This window comes from Bifidobacterium castoris (genome assembly GCF_003952025.1).
Classification (GTDB): Bacteria; Actinomycetota; Actinomycetes; order Actinomycetales; family Bifidobacteriaceae; genus Bifidobacterium; species Bifidobacterium castoris.
The window spans coordinates 324,207-340,923 of record NZ_QXGI01000001.1; the positions used below are offsets into that span (position 1 = coordinate 324,207).

General features: G+C 70.5%; 10 protein-coding genes. 4 read left to right on the forward strand and 6 right to left on the reverse strand.

The window, feature by feature from the left end:
* Positions 1-18: 18 nt before the first annotated feature.
* The gene (locus D2E22_RS01515) at positions 19-2,355 is read right to left on the reverse strand and encodes a hypothetical protein (protein ID WP_126031353.1); all 2,337 of its coding nucleotides are present in this window, start codon (positions 2,353-2,355) and stop codon (positions 19-21) included.
* 88 nt (positions 2,356-2,443) lie between these two features.
* On the opposite strand from D2E22_RS01515, the gene D2E22_RS01520 reads away from it, so the two are divergent.
* Positions 2,444-3,562, forward strand: a complete 1,119-nt coding sequence (locus D2E22_RS01520) for a DNA polymerase III subunit beta (protein WP_164518368.1) — start codon at positions 2,444-2,446, stop codon at positions 3,560-3,562.
* Positions 3,563-3,576: 14 nt separating this feature from the next.
* Here D2E22_RS01520 and D2E22_RS01525 read toward each other — a convergent pair whose 3' ends face one another.
* Positions 3,577-5,238, reverse strand: a complete 1,662-nt coding sequence (locus tag D2E22_RS01525) for a hypothetical protein (RefSeq protein WP_126031355.1) — start codon at positions 5,236-5,238, stop codon at positions 3,577-3,579.
* A 1,623-nt stretch (positions 5,239-6,861) separates the two neighbouring features.
* Between D2E22_RS01525 and D2E22_RS01530 the strand changes: the two genes are divergently transcribed.
* Complete coding sequence (locus tag D2E22_RS01530; RefSeq protein WP_126031356.1) at positions 6,862-9,285, forward strand: bifunctional DNA primase/polymerase; 2,424 nt, start codon at positions 6,862-6,864, stop codon at positions 9,283-9,285.
* A gap of 84 nt (positions 9,286-9,369) precedes the next feature.
* On the opposite strand, the gene D2E22_RS01535 is transcribed toward D2E22_RS01530, so the two are convergent.
* The 3 genes from D2E22_RS01535 to D2E22_RS01545 form a co-directional block, all read right to left on the reverse strand.
* A complete protein-coding gene (locus D2E22_RS01535) occupies positions 9,370-9,969 on the reverse strand; it encodes a hypothetical protein (RefSeq protein WP_126031357.1) in 600 nt (199 codons plus the stop codon).
* A 222-nt stretch (positions 9,970-10,191) separates the two neighbouring features.
* On the reverse strand, positions 10,192-10,905 hold the full coding sequence (locus D2E22_RS01540) for an ssDNA-binding protein (RefSeq protein WP_164518369.1): 714 nt from the start codon (positions 10,903-10,905) through the stop codon (positions 10,192-10,194).
* A gap of 61 nt (positions 10,906-10,966) precedes the next feature.
* Positions 10,967-11,665 carry a hypothetical protein gene (locus tag D2E22_RS01545; protein WP_126031359.1) on the reverse strand — a complete coding sequence of 233 codons (699 nt, stop codon included), beginning with the start codon at positions 11,663-11,665 and terminating at the stop codon, positions 10,967-10,969.
* 164 nt (positions 11,666-11,829) lie between these two features.
* Here D2E22_RS01545 and D2E22_RS01550 point away from each other — a divergent pair, with 164 nt between their 5' ends.
* Positions 11,830-12,123, forward strand: a complete 294-nt coding sequence (locus tag D2E22_RS01550) for a hypothetical protein (protein WP_126031360.1) — start codon at positions 11,830-11,832, stop codon at positions 12,121-12,123.
* Here D2E22_RS01550 and D2E22_RS01555 read toward each other — a convergent pair.
* Positions 12,098-12,820 carry an HNH endonuclease gene (locus D2E22_RS01555; RefSeq protein WP_206431318.1) on the reverse strand — a complete coding sequence of 241 codons (723 nt, stop codon included), beginning with the start codon at positions 12,818-12,820 and terminating at the stop codon, positions 12,098-12,100. The genes D2E22_RS01550 and D2E22_RS01555 overlap by 26 nt on opposite strands.
* A gap of 280 nt (positions 12,821-13,100) precedes the next feature.
* Here D2E22_RS01555 and D2E22_RS01560 point away from each other — a divergent pair, with 280 nt between their 5' ends.
* Positions 13,101-16,661, forward strand: a complete 3,561-nt coding sequence (locus tag D2E22_RS01560) for a hypothetical protein (protein ID WP_126031361.1) — start codon at positions 13,101-13,103, stop codon at positions 16,659-16,661.
* Positions 16,662-16,717: the final 56 nt, after the last annotated feature.

The window sequence follows — 16,717 nt, forward strand, 5'->3', positions numbered from 1 at the left end:
GGATGCGTCCCGCCCCGTCTACGCGTCGGCGCCCGCGTCGAAATGCGGCGTGGACAGGGTGAGCGCCGGCAGGCTGCCGCCGTTGCCGTCCGTCGTGCGCCACACGCACGCGTGCGTGGGCAGGGAGCGGAGCACCGCCGGATCCACGTCCAGGGCGGCGCCCATCGTCTCGGCGCTCGACGGTGAGAGCATCACATAGCAGCCTATCGTGCGGAACCCCAGAATGCAGGCGGTGAGCCGCGCATCCAGCTGTTCGGGGTACTGGGTGCCGACGGTGAGCTCGGCGCCGTAGGCGCGCGCACGGCTGCGGAGCCATTCGACGGCGGCCGTGTTGCCGCCCGTCCGCCCATCGGAACCGGTGATGTCGGTGAGCTCGTCGACGTAGATGCGCACCCTGCGGCCGTGCGCCTCCCAGCCGGCGCACGTGTCCCCCACCTCGACGCGCAGCCCCTGGAACAGGAGCGCGCCCACCAGACGGCGCGCATCCTCGTTGACGCCGGCCACGTCCGCGCCCACCGGGTCGCCCAGGTTGACGGCCAGACGGATGCCGTGCTCGAGGATGCGCCGCCATGTGATGCGGACCCGTCCGGGCGCGGTGACGGCGGGCACGGCGGCGAGCAGCCCGATCTTGTTCATCGGCGCCGACAGCTGCGCGTACAGCTGCCCGTCGGAGACGGCCGGACGGCCCGTATTCGGGTTGACGCCGCCATGGAGCCGTTCCGCCGCCTCCCTGGCGGCGCCGTCGTCAAGCGTGTTGACGGCGGCGGACGCCACGGCGCGAGCCGCCTGCGCGCCGTGGCCGAACAGGAGCGTGTACGCGCACTCCACCCATCCGGCGGGCGGTTCGACGCCCGCCGCGGCGCATGCGCGCGTGAACGCGTCGCCGGCGTCGAGGGCGCGCAGGGACAGCTCCACCGCGTCCGCGATCTGCGCGCGGCTGCGCGGACCGATCTGCTCGTCGCCCAACGCGCCGCGCATCAGGGACGCGAAACGCTGCGCACGCGCCGCCGGGTCGCCGTCGCCGAGAAAATCGATGATCGGGGTGCGCGCGTCGGCGACGTCCATGAACCGCATGCCGGCGATCAGGCGTGACAGGATGGGGAACGAGTCACGGCCCTTGGCCTCCAGGGCGATGAGCGAATCGTCGGGGCGCATGTGCGCGGACGCCCACCGTTGCAGGCCGTGCATGCTGTTCGACTTGCCGCCGCCCGGCTTGCCGATCAGCACGGTCCCGTCCCACACCACGTCGGCGGGCATGCGCACGGGGCGGCCGACCGCGTCCAAACCCAGGAGCGGGCCGTGCGCGTCTGCGAGCTCGTCGGGGCGTACGGACAGGGCGGCGCGCACCGCGTTCGCGCCCGGCGGGGGCGTCGTCAACGCGGCCAGCGTGTCGGACGGCAGCGGGAACGTGGAACGCTGGTAGGCGTACGCGTGCATGCGATGACGCACATGCGACGAATGGTCGTCGCCGCCGTAGCGGCTCTTGTAGTCGGCCGCGTCCGCGCGGCGCATCCGCGCCCGGATACGCCAATAATGGCGCGGACGCTGCCAGAGCGCCTCATCGGGCGCGCACCGTGCGCGACGCGCCACGGCCGCGGCCAGCAGCACGGATGCGACGATCATGGGCCACCACACGCCCCACGCCGCATACGCGCCCACGGCGGCGACCCATAATGCGGCCGCGGCCCATACGGCGCCCATGCGGGGACGTGACGCGTGCGCGGACACGCCCGGAGTGAACCCCAATCCGAGCGCGTTCGCGGCACGCGCCGCCTCACGCAGCGCAGCCGCACGGCTGGGCGCGGCCGCCATGACGCGCACCGCCGCGGTGCCGGTCTCCTGGAGCCTGTTCATGTCCGGCGCCGAATTGAACTCGTCGGCCAGCCAATCCTTCGCCCGCCCGGTCTCGAACACGCCCTGCCGTCGCAGGTTCAACGCGACGACGGCGCCGTGGGCGGGGTCGAGGCGCGCATCGTCATCCGTCTCCCCGCCGCCCGGACCGCCCCGGGCGGTGCGCGACAGGGTCGCGCTCATGGGCACGATGGCGTGCGCCCACCGCAGCGGCGCGTCCAGGCACGGGGGCGGCCCGTCGAGCGCGCGGGCGCGCGCATGGCAGCCGGCGGCCAGGATGCGGGGCGTGTCCGCGGGCGCATCGTCGGGCAGGCACACCCACCGGTTCGCCCGGTCGGCCAACAGCACCATGCCGTCCGTGCGGTGCGTGAGCATCGCCCACCATGTGCTCCACGAGGGCCGGTCGGCCAATCCGAGGGCGGCGGCGGTGCGGCGGGCACGGTCCAGGAACACGCGCTGATCGTCCGTGTCCGCGCCCGGCAACGGTTCAAGCTCATACCACATGCGCGCCACCTATGCGCCGCACCGACGCATACCGGGGGCGCGGCGCAACGCCAGCAGAACAAGAAAGGGCACGACAATGAAAGCATTGATGGACAGCTCCGCATTCGCCGCCGCGGTCCGGCACGCCGGCCGCATCCTGGACCGTCTGGACCCGGCACGCAACCGCATCACCATCCAAGCCGACGACGGGCGGCTCACGGTCGGCGCGGACGGCGCGCAGACCGTGAGCCGCGTCACCATCCCCGCGACCGTCCTCGACGCGGGCGCCGTCGCCGTATGCGGCACATGGCTCCTCGCGCTCGCCGCCCAAAGCGGCGCCGGCGAAAGCATGATCGACGCCGACGGGGAGGGCGGGCTCACACTCACCACGGGCCGCCGCGTCGCCACCATGCGCACCCTCACGGACGACACCGCAGCCCCTGTCATGCGCGGCGACGGCCCCGACGACATCGTCCTGTCCTTCCCCGCCGGCACGCTGGCGCGCCTGTCCGACGCCACCGGCCACTGCGCATCCCGCACACGCACCACCCCCATCCTTTCCGGCATCCACCTGCACGGCGACGGGCGCACGATCAGCGCGGAAAGCACCGACAAGTACCGGGCGGCCCGCATCCGCATCCCCCAGCCCGGCTGGGAGGGGTCGCTCACCGTCGGCGCCGAATGGTTCCGAGGCGCCGCACGCCACGCGGACACGCTGCGCATCCGCCGCACCCGCCATGCGGGCGGCGACACGCCGCAACCATCCTCCCTGGCCGTGTCCGGCCCCGGCTTCACCGACGAAAGCGCCCTGCTCGCCGGCGACTGGCCGAACCTGAGCCGCGTCATGCCCGAACGGGACACGGCCGCGGCCACGGAGATCCGGGCGGACCGCGCCGCGCTGCTCGCCGCCGTCAAATACCTGCGCGCCCTCGACACCGACGAATCCGACATGGTGCCCATCCGGCTCGCATGGGGCGCCGACGGCCTGTCCGTATCCCATTCGGGAGACGACTCCACCGGCCGCGACACGATCGAGGACGCGAGCATCGACGGCGACACGGCCACCCTGCCCGCATTCAACGCGCCCTACCTGCAGGACGCGCTCCAGACGATCGGCTCCCAGCGGGTCGTCATCCGCGCCAACGGGGACAGGAAACCCGCCATGATCCTCGCGGACGGCGACGATGAGGACTGGGTGCAGGTCATCGTCCCCATCCGGCACGACTAGAACCGCCCCAACCGCTACATCTCGGCGCTCGCGGATCCGCCCGTAGGGGCGGACGGGCGCGGCTGCGGGACCGTGGTCGGCGCCGGTGCGGGCTGCGGGACGGTCGGCGCGGCGGGCGCGGTCTGCTGCGGCGCGACCGTCCCCGTCCACGTGTCCGTGCCGGCCGTGTCCGGCGCGGTCTGCGCCTGTCCGTCCGCTTCGCCCGTTTCGGCCGCCGCACGGTCGGCCTCCCGGCGGGCTTCCTCCTCTTTTTCCTTCTCCTTGCGCGCGTTTTCGGCTTTCTGCCGTTCGGCCTCCTTCCTGCGCGCCTCCTCCGCCTCGGCTTTCCTCTGCTCCCCGGCCGCGGCGTCCATCGTCGTCGTCGTCTCCTTGTCGTATTGGGTCCAGTCCATGTCGCCGTCCGGCCCCTGCGCGGACAGTTCGCTCAGACGGTTCCGGGTCTTTGACGCCATGTCGGGGCATTCGTCCAGCGTGCGCGCGATTTCGGCGCGGCGGGCCTCCCATAGTTCGCCGGTGCGTTGCACCACCTTCGGTTCCAGCGCGTCGAGCCGTTCCTTAAGCGCCGAGGCCGCGCCGTCAGCGTCCGTGGGGCAGCGCACGGCGGGGCTTTCGCCCGGATCGATATCCACGGCCTTCGCCTTGTCGAACAATGTCCGGTATCGGGCGGCCTGTTCGTCCCATGCGGCGCACGACGCCTCCCTGGCGGCCTTCACGCGCCGGTCGTCGGCCACGCTCACCGCGACGGTCACGGCGGTGGCGGCGAGCACGGCGGCCAGGACGGCGGCGAGCACCCACACCCAGCGCGGCGTGCGCGCCTTCGACGCTTTCGTCTCCGTCCCCGTTTCTGTTTGCGGATCGGAGAACACGTCCTCCCAGGCATCCGTGCCGGCGTCCGGCGCCTCCCCTGCGATCGGGGGCGCGATTCCGGGCGCATCGTCCCGCAAGTCGCCCGTGTCGGGGTTCCACGGGTCGCCGTCCGCGCCGTCCGCCCAACCCCCATCATCCGCGCCGGCGGGTTCGGCCATGCCATCCGCCCAGCCCGTATCGTCCGCGCCGGCCGGTTCGGCCACGACCGGCCCGTCCGTCGCCGGCGCGGTTTCCGGCGCGGTTTCGGTGGATGTCGCCCCGTCGTCGTCCCAGTCGAGGTCGAGGGGCCGGTCGTCGATCCGGGCGAGGAGACGCGTCCAATCGCCGTCGTCCTCCGTCGTCTCCGGGCCCGCCGAGGAGACGCCGTCCGGCGGCACGTCCGGCGGCACGTCCGCCGTCTCCTCGGCGGGCTGCGGGCGTTCCATGCCCGTCTCGTCCCATACGGGTTCGCCCACCGATGCCCACGGGGTGTCATCCTCCTGCGCCTCCATGCTCCCGCCGGCCGGGTCAGGGGCCGTGTTCTCCCCACCGTCCGGCTCCCCGTCGATCAGCTCCCCGTCGGCCGGCTCCGGCGTCGGAGCGGACGCCCAAAGGCGCTCCCAGTCCTCCTCGCCGTCCTCCGGCCGGGGCGAGGGGGCGGCGGGCTCCCCACGTCGCGGTGCGCTCTGCGCCGGCGCGGGGGCGGTGTCGGCCGCGTCATCCTTCATGGGGGCGACCGGCTCGGCCGCCGGGGGCTCCGGCGACGGTTCGGCCGGCTCCGTGCGGGGTTTCGCCGGTCCCTTGCCGGACAGATTCGGTCTGAACGCCATATGCACCGCCCTTGCCTTGGCATGCGGCCGGAACACCGACCGCCGTACAGGCCGGAGCCTATGCGCCAACCGGCGAGCACTGAGGTCGGCCCCGACCTCAGAACGCCCCTGACATGTTGGAACCATTGGGCTGAGCGGAGGTGTGCACTGAGGTCTGGGGTTGTGTAAGGACACGAAAAACCGGAGTCACGGGACAAGCCGACCCGCGCGCGCACTGACGGCCGTTTCGTCGACGCCGACGGAAAAAGCCCTGTCCGACCCGCGTGCGTGCACTGAGGTCGCCCCTGACCTCAGAACGCCCCTGACATGTTGGAACCATTGGGCTGAGCGGGGGTGTGCACTGAGGTCTGGGGTCTGTAAGAACCATGAAAAACCGGAGTCACGGGACAAGCCGACCCGCTACGCGCGTGACTCCCCTTTTTGAGTATCCCCCACATACCCCAGACCTCAGTGCTCATGGTCTCTCATCCCTTATAGGAGTAGGCGTGAGGAGCGTTCTGAGGTCGGGGCCGACCTCAGTGCACCCCAGTGCTCCCGCGTCGGCGATGGATGGTGCGGATGCGCTGGGGTGCACACCCCTGATCGGCTCGCGTCCATGCCCGCCGCCGCACCGTCGGCGCCGATCGGTTCACAAGGCCCGTATCGCGTCCACGGGAGCCGATCGAAAAGCGAGCACTGAGGTCGGCCCCGACCTCAGAACGCCCCTGACATGTTGGAACTATTGGTCTGAGAGGCTCCGTGCACTGAGGTCTGGGGTTGTGTAAGGACACGAAAAACCGGAGTCACGGGACAAGCCGACCCGCTACGCGCGTGACTCCCCTTTTTGAGTATCCCCCACATACCCCAGACCTCAGTGCTCATGGTCTCTCATCCTTTATGGCAGTAGGGATGAGGAGCGTTCTGAGGTCGGCGCCGACCTCAGTGCACCCCAGTGCATCCAGCTCGACGCGCGAAGGATGGTGCGGATGCGACGCACACGCCCCTGATCGGCCCGGCCTCGCCGTCGGCGCCCGAAGGCCCGTATCGCGGCCGCGGAAGCCGATCGAAAAGCGAGCACTGAGGTCGGCGCCGACCTCAGAACGCCCCTGACCCGTTGGAACCATTGGCCCGAGAGCCCCTGTGCACTGAGGTCCGGGGTTGTGTAAGGACCACGAAAAAGGGAGTCAGCCGATGACACGCCCCCGCGTGTGCGCGACTCCCCGGCCTCAATACGGTCGAATTCGAGGGAACCGGAATACGCCCCCGCTACGCGCGTGACTCCCTTTTTTGCGTATCCCCCACATACCCCAGACCTCAGTGCTTATGGTCTCTCATCCCCTATAGGAGTAAGCGTGAGGGGCGTTCTGGGGTCGGGGCCGACCTCAGTGCACCCCAGTGCATCCACATCGGCGATGAGCCTCCGGACCCCCGCATCCCCGCATCCCCCGTCCTCGGCCGGACGCTCGTCGCCGCAACCCGGCGAATCGGCAGGTTGGGACCATCACCCAAGGCCGGACCGTCCTCCGGACGCATATGGGTCGACCGACGCCCGTGCGGGGTCGGCCCGCGCCGACGCATAGCCCCGTCGCACAGGCGCGGACGACCAGACAGCGCTCGGATCCCGATGCGCGGAACGGAGGAGACATGACCGACGGATACACACCCCAGAACATGGATGCATGGCGGTTCGACCGGGTCCCCGACTCGCCGAAATACGCGCAGACCGTGTTCGACCGTCTCATGCCGCTGCCCGACTCGGCCGGCGACGACCAATGGGACTGGATCGACATGCGCTGCCGCCCGATGGGGGTGCCCCGCAAAGAGGACCGCAAGACCTACATCCATCAGGGATACGCCGAAGCGCTCTGGGACTTCAAGAACCGCGACCTCGTCCTCGAATCCGCCCCCAACGACAAGGGCGCCGTCCTGTACCGGCGCGACATGGACACCGACCAGGGCGAACTGCTCGACACATGGCACGCGATCGCGAGCATCGCGGACGAATACGGGGTGCCCCGTTCGGAACGCAACCAACGGTTCGAACGGCTCTTCCTACGCGAATGCCGCCGGCTGGCATGCCCCGACGGCCGTCCGCTGCGCCTCATCCACGGCATCCGGTTCACGAACCGCGCCTACTGGGTCGACGACCACGGCGACGGCTCCCAGACGCTCAACCGCGCCGAGGCGGGCGACCCGATCCTCGACATGCCGTTCGAACTGAACCTGGACTCGGAGTTCACGGACCGTGAGGCGCGCCGCGCACGCGAGATCATGCAGGGCGTGTGCGCCGACCCCGACAGCCTCTACAACCTGCTCCTGCTGCCCGCCGCCCCGTTCCTGCAGAAATACAAGCATCTAACCTTCGCCCTGGCCGGCGACGGCGGCAACGGCAAAGGCGTGTTCTTCTCCGCGTTCACCCGATACAACGACCAGACCGCACGCCTCGCCTGCACCGTCGACGCGGAGAAGCTGGCGGGCGGCTCACGCCTGTCCGGCACCAGCCTCGAACAGGAGCCGGCAAAGCTCATCGGCAAACTGTGGGCGTTCGACGAGGACGCGAACGGATTGGACCAGCACCAGACGGAACGGCTCAAACGCCTGTCGACCGGCGACCGGATCGACAGCCGCCGTCTGGGCCGCGACGTGGTGTCGTTCAACCCGCGCGCCACCCTGTGCATCGCCACGAACCTCGACTTCGTCACCGGCATGGACGCGAGCATGCGCCGCCGGTTCGCGTTCGTGAGGATGCGCGACCACCGGGACCCGGACGAGATAGGCATGCGCGTGTTCCGCCGCTACTGCGCCACCATCGGCGCCGCCGGCTTCATCATGGCCTCCTGCGAGCATTGGATGGCCAACCCGGACGGGCGCGCCCGCATCGTCCAGCTCAACCGTCCCGAGAACATGACGGATGCGGAACTGTGGGTCGCCGGCCAGATCGTGGAGACCGGGTACGCCTCAAGCGCGGATAACCCGTACATGCGCGCCTCCGACGGCGTGGCCATCGGCCGGCTCAAGACGAAGATGGGGCTGGTCAGCGTCCGTCGCGGCCGTGGCGAACCGTTCGTGCTCGCCGTGGGCTCCTCGAAGGAGGCGCGCGCCCGGTTCGAACCGTTCCGCGCATACGCCGCGGAGATGCTGCGAGGCGAGGGTCATGTGGCGCCGCCCGAACCGCTGGACCCGGCCCCCGCGACGCGCGACCCGCACGAGTACGGGTTCGGCTGCGACTATGTGGACGCCGGCCCCGACAAGGTCGCCCGCAACTGGAAGCGGCGCACCGAGGATCCGGACACGGACACGACCCTTCCGCCGCAGTACGCGGAGGCGTGGGCGTGTGTGCCGGCGCCCGGATACGCGGTCCTCGACTTCGACATGTCCAAGACCCCCGACGGGCGCGACGGGTGGAGCATCGTATCCACGGAGGTCGGACGCTACGATTCGCTGGCGTTCCCCGCCACGTTCCTGGTGCGCACCCCCTCGGGCGGCGTCCACGCCTACTACCGGCTCCCGGAGGGCGTGACGTTGAAGAACGCGGTCCATGAGCAGGACATTCCGCTCGATATCCGCACCGCCCGCAAGGGGTACGTGATCGCCCCCGGCTCGCTCACCAGCGGCGGACGCTACGAGATAGCCGACGCGCGGCCCGTGGCCGAAATCTCCGGGACGCTGCTCGGATGGCTCGCCGAACACGGCTATGTGGACGGCATGGGCGCCGACGCGGACGACGCGCAGGTCGACGCGGACACGGGGGAGATCCTCGACCGCATGGGATTCGCCCGTGCGGCGACGCCGCCGGCCGCCCGGCCGGATGGCGTGAACCGGGGGGCGACGATGCGGCTCAACCCGCCGGCGCAGACGCCGGGCGCCACCCACATGCCCCTGGTCGAATGGACGTACGGGCTGTGCAGGCGCGCCGCCGAGCAGGGGTTCGAGCAGGGCGAGGTCGACACGCTCGTGGAACGGATGCGCGCCATGGCACGCCCCGGCCATGACCCCAAGGACACGGCGCTCATCATCCGCACCGCGCTCGACAAGGCGGGACTGGCCACCACCGTCCCGCTGCGCTGAGCGCATCCGGGAGCGGGAGGGGGTCCCGCACCGGCGCTGTTCGCGCACGGTGCGGGACCCCCTCCCGCCCATCCGGTTCGCCTGTCAGCCGCGTCGGGCGTCCATGTCGCGCAGGAGACGTCCCAGCGCGTCGTCGCCGTACCCGTCGTCAGCCGCGTCGGCCTGTTCGATCATGTCCGCCATCCATGCGGCCTCCCCGGCCGGGTCCGCGCACGCGTCCACGAGCAGGCAGCGCATCGGCAGCATCCCCGGGTCGAGCAGCCACACGCGGCACTGGGGGATGTTCGCGGCCTGGCATGCGGCGGACGTGTCCGTCCACCCCTCACCGTCCACGACCGCACGGTTCCACACGCCGTCCGCTCCGCGCCACCAGGAGCGCGGCCCGTCCGGCAGCGCCGCCGCGGCCGGATCCGGCGGTACGGTCCGCTCCCACACGGTGAGCCACGACTCGTACAGGCCCAGCAGGAGCATGTCCTCCATGTCCGGCTCCCGCGTCTCGTCGGGGGCGAGCAGGTCCCGCAGCGCGTCGGCCCAGCGGGTGCCGCGCCGTCCGTCCACCATGGCCGCAGCCGCGCATACGGCCCGCACGCGCGCCGTGAACTCCGCGGCCGGCAGCGGCCGGGGCGCGGGCGGGGCCGCACTGTCCCACACGATGAAATTGTGCGCTATCCAATAAGGTTCCATTTCGTTCCTTTCGACACGGGATTCCATGATTCCCATCATAGCGGCGCCGCTATGCGCCGGGGGCGGCAACAAGGGAGGGGCGGGCCGTTCCGGGACCCTCCACGCCATGGAATCGAATACCGGGCCGCCGCCGTCGGAACGGAGAGACATGACGGCGGGGACCCTGCGGCGTGGAGGATCCGGGAACGGCCCGCCCCTCCCAAGGGTGCGGGCGGTCCCGGCTCAGACGGAGCCGTTCATGATCGCCCCCAGCATCGACCGGCCGGCGTCGGCGCCGGCCGCCTCCGCGCCGGGGCGGGGCAGGTTGAACGCGGCGAGCGGGTCACGGTCCTCCATGTCGATGAGCGGGGTGCCGTCGCCCGTCTTGACGAGCGCCTGCAGCACCGCCTGGATGCCCATGTCGTTCTGCTCCGTCACGTAGGGGCGGAACCACAGGACGGGGCGGACCAGCGCGCCCGGATAGAGGGTGCGACGGTCCAGATCGGCGCCCGTGGACAGGTCGCGCAGGAAGCTCATGCCGTCCGGCCCCTTCTCCTGCGCAAGGTTCTTCGAGGTCTTCACGACCATGTAGAACTTGCCCGCGAACTCCGGGGTGACCTCCGCGCGGGTGCGGCCCGCGTTCTTGCCGCGCGACAGCACATACGCGTCCGCGTCCTTGAGCGGGGTCTGCAATGTGCGCACCCACGCCTCGTTATTCGGGTCGCAGCCCGCGAACGGGATGAACGACTTGCCGGTCTTCGGATTGTAACCGATCTCCTCGGTGCAGCCCGCCTTGATGGTCGCGGCGATCTGCCCGGCGATGGCCTTGACGTCCTCCATCTGCCCGGCGTCGTTCTTGTCGAACAGGAGCGTAAGCTCGTACTTGCCCTGATCGTTGGGCTTGAACAGGTGGATGAACGTCGCCGTGCAGGGGTTCGGGGTGGTGAAATCGGCCATGATGGTCTTCCTTTCTTGTCGCCGTGCACCCCGCCGCACCGTGCTGCGGGGTAGGCGACCGTCAGGATGCGTCCGCCCGCGTCGGCGTGTCGCACCGTGTCGGCGGCCGGCACGTCTCCGGCCAGAACGCGCCCGCCGACACGATGCGCCCATCGGCGACGATGCCGGTCTCCATGCGCCGCCCGTCGAATACGGTCACGGCCGCCCCCTCCTCCAACGCCTCGTCCGGAATCGGGTCCGACACCGTCCATGCGCCCATGGCGGCCGCGAGCCGGTCGGCGCCGGCCCTGTCGCCCATGGCGGCGCGCCGCTCCACCTCGCGGGCGAGCCCCACGATGTTCACGGTCCGCCCGTCGGGCCCCGGCCGGACCGCCGGGGCCTTATGCGGCGCGGACACGGGAGTGCGGTCGGGTTGGAACACGGCGCAGCGCACGATCCGGTACCCGTCGGAGAAGCCGGTCTCGAGGCTGTGGCCGTCGTATACGGTGACGTAGCCGGACCCGTAGGGCATCCGGTCGCCGGGGCATACGGCGCCCAGGGAGCGGGCGAGCCGGGTGGCCTCACGACGCTCCCCGGCCGCGGAGAGCGCGTCGATGCGGCGTTTGACGTCCATCACCTCGTTGTCGTCCAGAACGGCCCCGTCCGGGCCGGGCGCGCCGATGGCGGGCGGCATGCCTCCTCCCCGCGCCCCGTCGGGCGCGAACTGTCCCCCCGTGCCGCCCGGAGAACCCTGCGGACGTCTCGCCTGTAACGTCGTCATATCCGATCCTTTCCGCCTGCATGTGCATGACGGGCGGCGTCTATGCCGACGCGGCGAGGCGGGATTGGACAGGACGGTCCCGTGACAGTACGATGACAAGTGAAGAGACATTGACGGCGGGAACGCGGCGAAGCATTCCGCCGTCGGAACGGAAGGGGACCATCATGGGATGGCTTATCGCAATACTCCTCGTCGGCTGCGTGGCCGCGGCCATGAAGAGCTCAAGCGCGGCGCAGCACAACCGGGCGGACCGCGCCCCGCGCGAGCTTAGGCAGAAGCTCGACGAGAACGGACAACCGCTCTACAACCAGTGGGGAGAGCCCGTGCTGGAGGATGACGGATTCCGCGAAACCCCGCAGCATCCGGTGGCGTGGGGTTCGCTGGCCGTCCTGCTTGGAGGCGGGGCCGCCCTGTTCGCGCTCGTCGCGTTCATCATCTCCTGGGCCACAAGCCTGTAGCATCGGCGCCGTCCGGGCCGGACCGGACGGCGCCGTCCGGCCACGGCTCCGGAGGATGGCCCATATCGGGCCCCTCCCCGTCCGCGGCCGCATCATCCGTCTCGCACATCCCGTCGGGCACCATGTCGCCGCGCGCCCACACCGGCCAGTACCGTTCACGCGCCCGCACCAGCGCCCACGTGTCGAACCGGGACGGCACACGGTCGCTTTTGCGGTTGTTGTGCCGCGCGCACAGCCACACCAGATTGCGCCGTGACGTGGCGCCGCCCCGGCTCCACGGATAATGATGGTCCATCTGCTCGCCCGCGCGCCGGCAGCGCAGCAGGCCGAACAGCATCCGATGCTCGCAGCGGCCGCCGGCGCACCCGCTCACCCAGTCACGGTCCGTGCGGGTGAACCGGCGTCGCGGATCACGTTCGAACGGGTTGCGCGGCGCGCGCATCGGGATGCGCCGCGCCGCCCACAGGAGCAGCATTGCGGCGCACAACGCCACGGCCGGCCACACCCACGGGCCCGACGCCCATGCCCAATGCGGCCATGCGACATGTCCGCGCAGCGCATGGTAGGGGTTGAGCGACACGTCGGAGGCGTATTCGGGCGCATCCTCCAAGGCGGCGACGCGGGCGCGGACACGGCCGAGGAACAGGACGGCCGTGGCGGCCGCGTCCACACCCAGCAGCGAACAGAGCCCGGTCACGGCCCACCATGCGCGCCGTGACGCCTTCATCCATGCGCGCAGGGCGCGCCATGGCCCGCGCCCGCTCACCGCAGCGACACCCCGCACAGCGCGAGGACGACATGGAGCGCGACCAGTATCACGAACGCGACCGCCACCCACACGCCGTACCTGTCGCGCGACGCCTGCGAACGGAACCGCTCCCTTTCACGCTCCCTGCGCCTATCCGACATGGCCAGATCCTCCAGTTCTCCCGACGGGCATGCACATACACGCCCCTATGCCCGCATAGGATGCGCCCATGATGACCGGACCCGTGATGATGCTTGCCGAGGAGACCCTGCCACGCCTGCCCGTGATGCGATGGGCGGACGTGGCCACCGTGCTCGAGAACCGCACGGACGGGCTCATCGACTACATCACCAACCTGTTCAAATCCGTGCCCCTGTCCATCGAAGGCCTGTTCCTGTCGATCGGCAACGGCCTGTGGAGCGGCGGCGCATGGCTGCTCAACCTTTCCAGCGGCGCCGCAAGCGACACGGCGGGCGAACGCATGGGAGAGAGCCTCAACACGCTCATCGGCTCGCTGTACAAGGCCATCACCGGCGACTGGATGATCCCCGCCATCATCATCGTGTTCGCCCTGATCGCCTCCGTCACGCTCGTCTTCAAAGGCCAGGGCGCCGGCGTCCTCATGAAACGGCTCGGCGCGCTCTCCGTGGGGCTCGCCATGTTCGTCACCATGGGCGCCGCCGCGGCCACACATCCGGGCAGCCCGTCGACGGGCACCCCATGGTGGACGGCGGAACAGGTCCGCAACGTCGTCGCCACCACCGGCGACGCCGTAAGCCAAAGCGCGATCAACGCGTTCTCCAGCATGGACGGGACGTTGCGCTCCAAGAACAACCACAACATGCTCTCCTGCCGCGGCTACCTGTGGCGGCTCAACGAAACCACCGCCGACCCGAAAGCCAAGGAGGACGGCACCCCGCAGCAGGCGAAACAGTTCACGCCAGACGACACCGCGAAGGGCCGCACCGACACGCTGCTCAAAACCATGAACATGATGTGGGAGGAGACGGGGCTGCGCATGTGGATCCGCGCCCAGTACGGGCCCGGCGCGAACGGCTCCGACGTGTTCTGCCGCGTCCTCGAATACCGTGCCGGCGCCTCCGCGGCCGAGCAGGCCAACCTCACCAACCAAGCGGTGACCTATTCGGACGCAGGCGGCCGTAACGTCGCCTCCGAGGACGCGATGGCGTTCAACCCGAACCTCCTCCTCGGCCCCGACGAGGGCCCCCGGACCGTGATCGACAAAGCACTCAACGACAAGTCGGACAATCCGGCGCCCGCATCGAACATCATGCTCGACCGCATGGTCACCATGTGGGACACGTGCAAATACGTGAACACGGACGGCGGACGGTTCGCCACCCGATACGGCTGGGAATGGGTGGACCTGGTCCGGGGCCCAAACCGCGGATTCGGCGAGGCCGGCCAGATGGACCAGTACTGCTCCGCCGTCATCTCCGGCACCGCATCCTTCCCCGGCTCCGACATGACCGACTTCGGCGCCTACGAACGCATCGAGCTCACCCAAAAGCAGCTCGCGGAGGAAACCGCGCAGGACGCCAAGGACGACATGGCCAGCGAGGACTGCTCCCAATTCGACGGGGACGAATGGCAGAAAACCCCCGAATCACAGCTCGAACGGGTCAACGACCCGGAGATCGAGGCGAAATTCAAACGATGCCAGGCGCTGCGCGAAACCGCCGCCGACAAACAGGACGCCGCCGACGCCGCGGCCGCCTCCCCCACCGCCAACGAGAACACCGGGCAGGTGCGCCGCTCCCAACGCATGGGATCCGGCACGGCCGAGGACAAGGTACTCCGGCTCATCGCGCAGAAATTCGACCTGTCCAACTCGAACACCGCATGGCTCGCCACCGCGCAAAGCATCGCCGGCAAATACGGCGACAACCCCGACAACCACGCCGCCGCCGTGACCGCCTCCATCAAGACCATGCAGATGCAGCACGGCGACGCGAGCCTCGCGGACGCGGGCGGCTCCATCATCTTCGCCGTCGCCGGCGCCGTCAACTTCGTCATCTGGGGCGTCCTCTTCGGCCTGCTGCGCATCATCGCGCTCATCTGCGCCTACCTGACCGTACTCGGCCTATGGGTGGCGCTCCTCATGTACGCGGCCGTGCCGGACCGCGGACGCGCCGCCATGGCGAACGCGTTCAGGAACATGGTCGCCATGTTCGCCGTCCCCTCCGTACTGTCCATCGGCGCGGCGCTCGTATGCATCATCATGACGCTGCTCATGCAGATCTTCGGCATCATCGACCACAACGGCAACACGTCCGCCACGGTCCTCGTCATGGGCGTCGCGACCCTCGTGTTCCCGTTCCTGAGCGTCAAGGCGCTCCAATGGCTGTGCGTCAACGTGCTCAAGATCGGCGAACCGTCCGGCTGGGGCGCGATCGGCTCCCTCCTCGCCGCCACGTCCAAAGGGCTCGGCACCGTAGGCTCCGTCATAGGCGGCGCCGCCAAGGGACTCGCCTCCGGCATCGCGGCCGGCGCCGCGGGAGGCGGCGTCGCCGCCATCGCCGTCAACGCAATCAACGGCGCGAAGGCGTCCAGCCTCGCCGCCGCCGCGCAGCACGGCTACAACAGCACCGCGTTCGGCCGCGCCGCCACCGGCCGCGGCAAGGGCGGACGGGGCGGCGCCCGCTCCAGCGCACAGCACAAGCCCACCGCCGCGGAGCAAGCCGCGGGAGGCGACGTCGAACGCGCCGTGGACGGCAGCCCGCTCACCCAAGTGCCGGACATGCCGAAACTCGACGCACGCCAGCAGGCGCTCGCAAACCTGCTGGCCGAGAACCGGCGGCGCATCCCCGTCGAGGACATCAACCGCGCCGCCGTCGCCGCGCACCCGGACGATCCGGCCGCCCAGTCCGCCGCATACCGGCAGGCCATGGAGGACGCGGCGGCGCAATCCGACATGGACACCGCCCTCATGGTCGCAGAACGGGCCGAACATGACCGGATTCGCAAAACGCTCAAGGACAACGGCCTGGACGCGGATGAGGCGACCGTGCGCCGCTACATGGAGGACGGCACCGTGCAGGCCACCATCCACGCCAACGCCCGACAGTCGCTCGCCGAGCTCGCCACCCACCGGGCGGCGGTCGAGGAACGGGACCGGCTGCAGCATCAGCGGAGCCTGCAGGTGCAGGACCTGGCGCGCCAACGTGAGCTCAACCGCACCCTTGCGGGCCGGTGGGAGCTTACGCGCGAACGGTACGCCGACGGTGTGCGCGGCACCATGAAGACGGCCGCGTCGGTCGTATCCGGGGAGACGGCGCGCTTCGCCCGCAACCACAAGGTCGCCGCGGGGCTGGCCGCGGGCGCGGGCATGCTGGTCGTGGGTCCGGCCATGCCGGGCGTCATGGCCGCCGCAACGTTGGGTTCGGCCGTGAACGGCGCATTCGCCGGAGGCCATCTCAACCACCTTAACGGCGGCTACGGGAATATCGCGCCCGGCAAGCAGCGGGTGCGGGAGCCCGAGGGGGCGCGGGACACGACGGTGCGGGCCGATGCGATCGGGCAGCCACGGTCCAACCCGATCGTGGAGAGGGCGCAGGCGGAGGCGAGGAAACGGGCCGAGCAGTCCGTGAAACGCGCCGCCGGCGGCGCGGCCCCGTCAGCCTCCCCCGGCGTGCCGGCGCCCACGGCCGGCATGGATGCGGACATGCCGGCCCACGGCCGGCATGCGCACGGCGCACCCGCCGCCGCGCCGCGGCCGACAGGCGGCACGCCGCCGCCCCCGCCGCCGCGCAGGGCCTACCATGAGTGATATGGCATCCCCCGACGTATGGCCGGGGTGTCGAACCGGCAGCACAAACGAAAGGC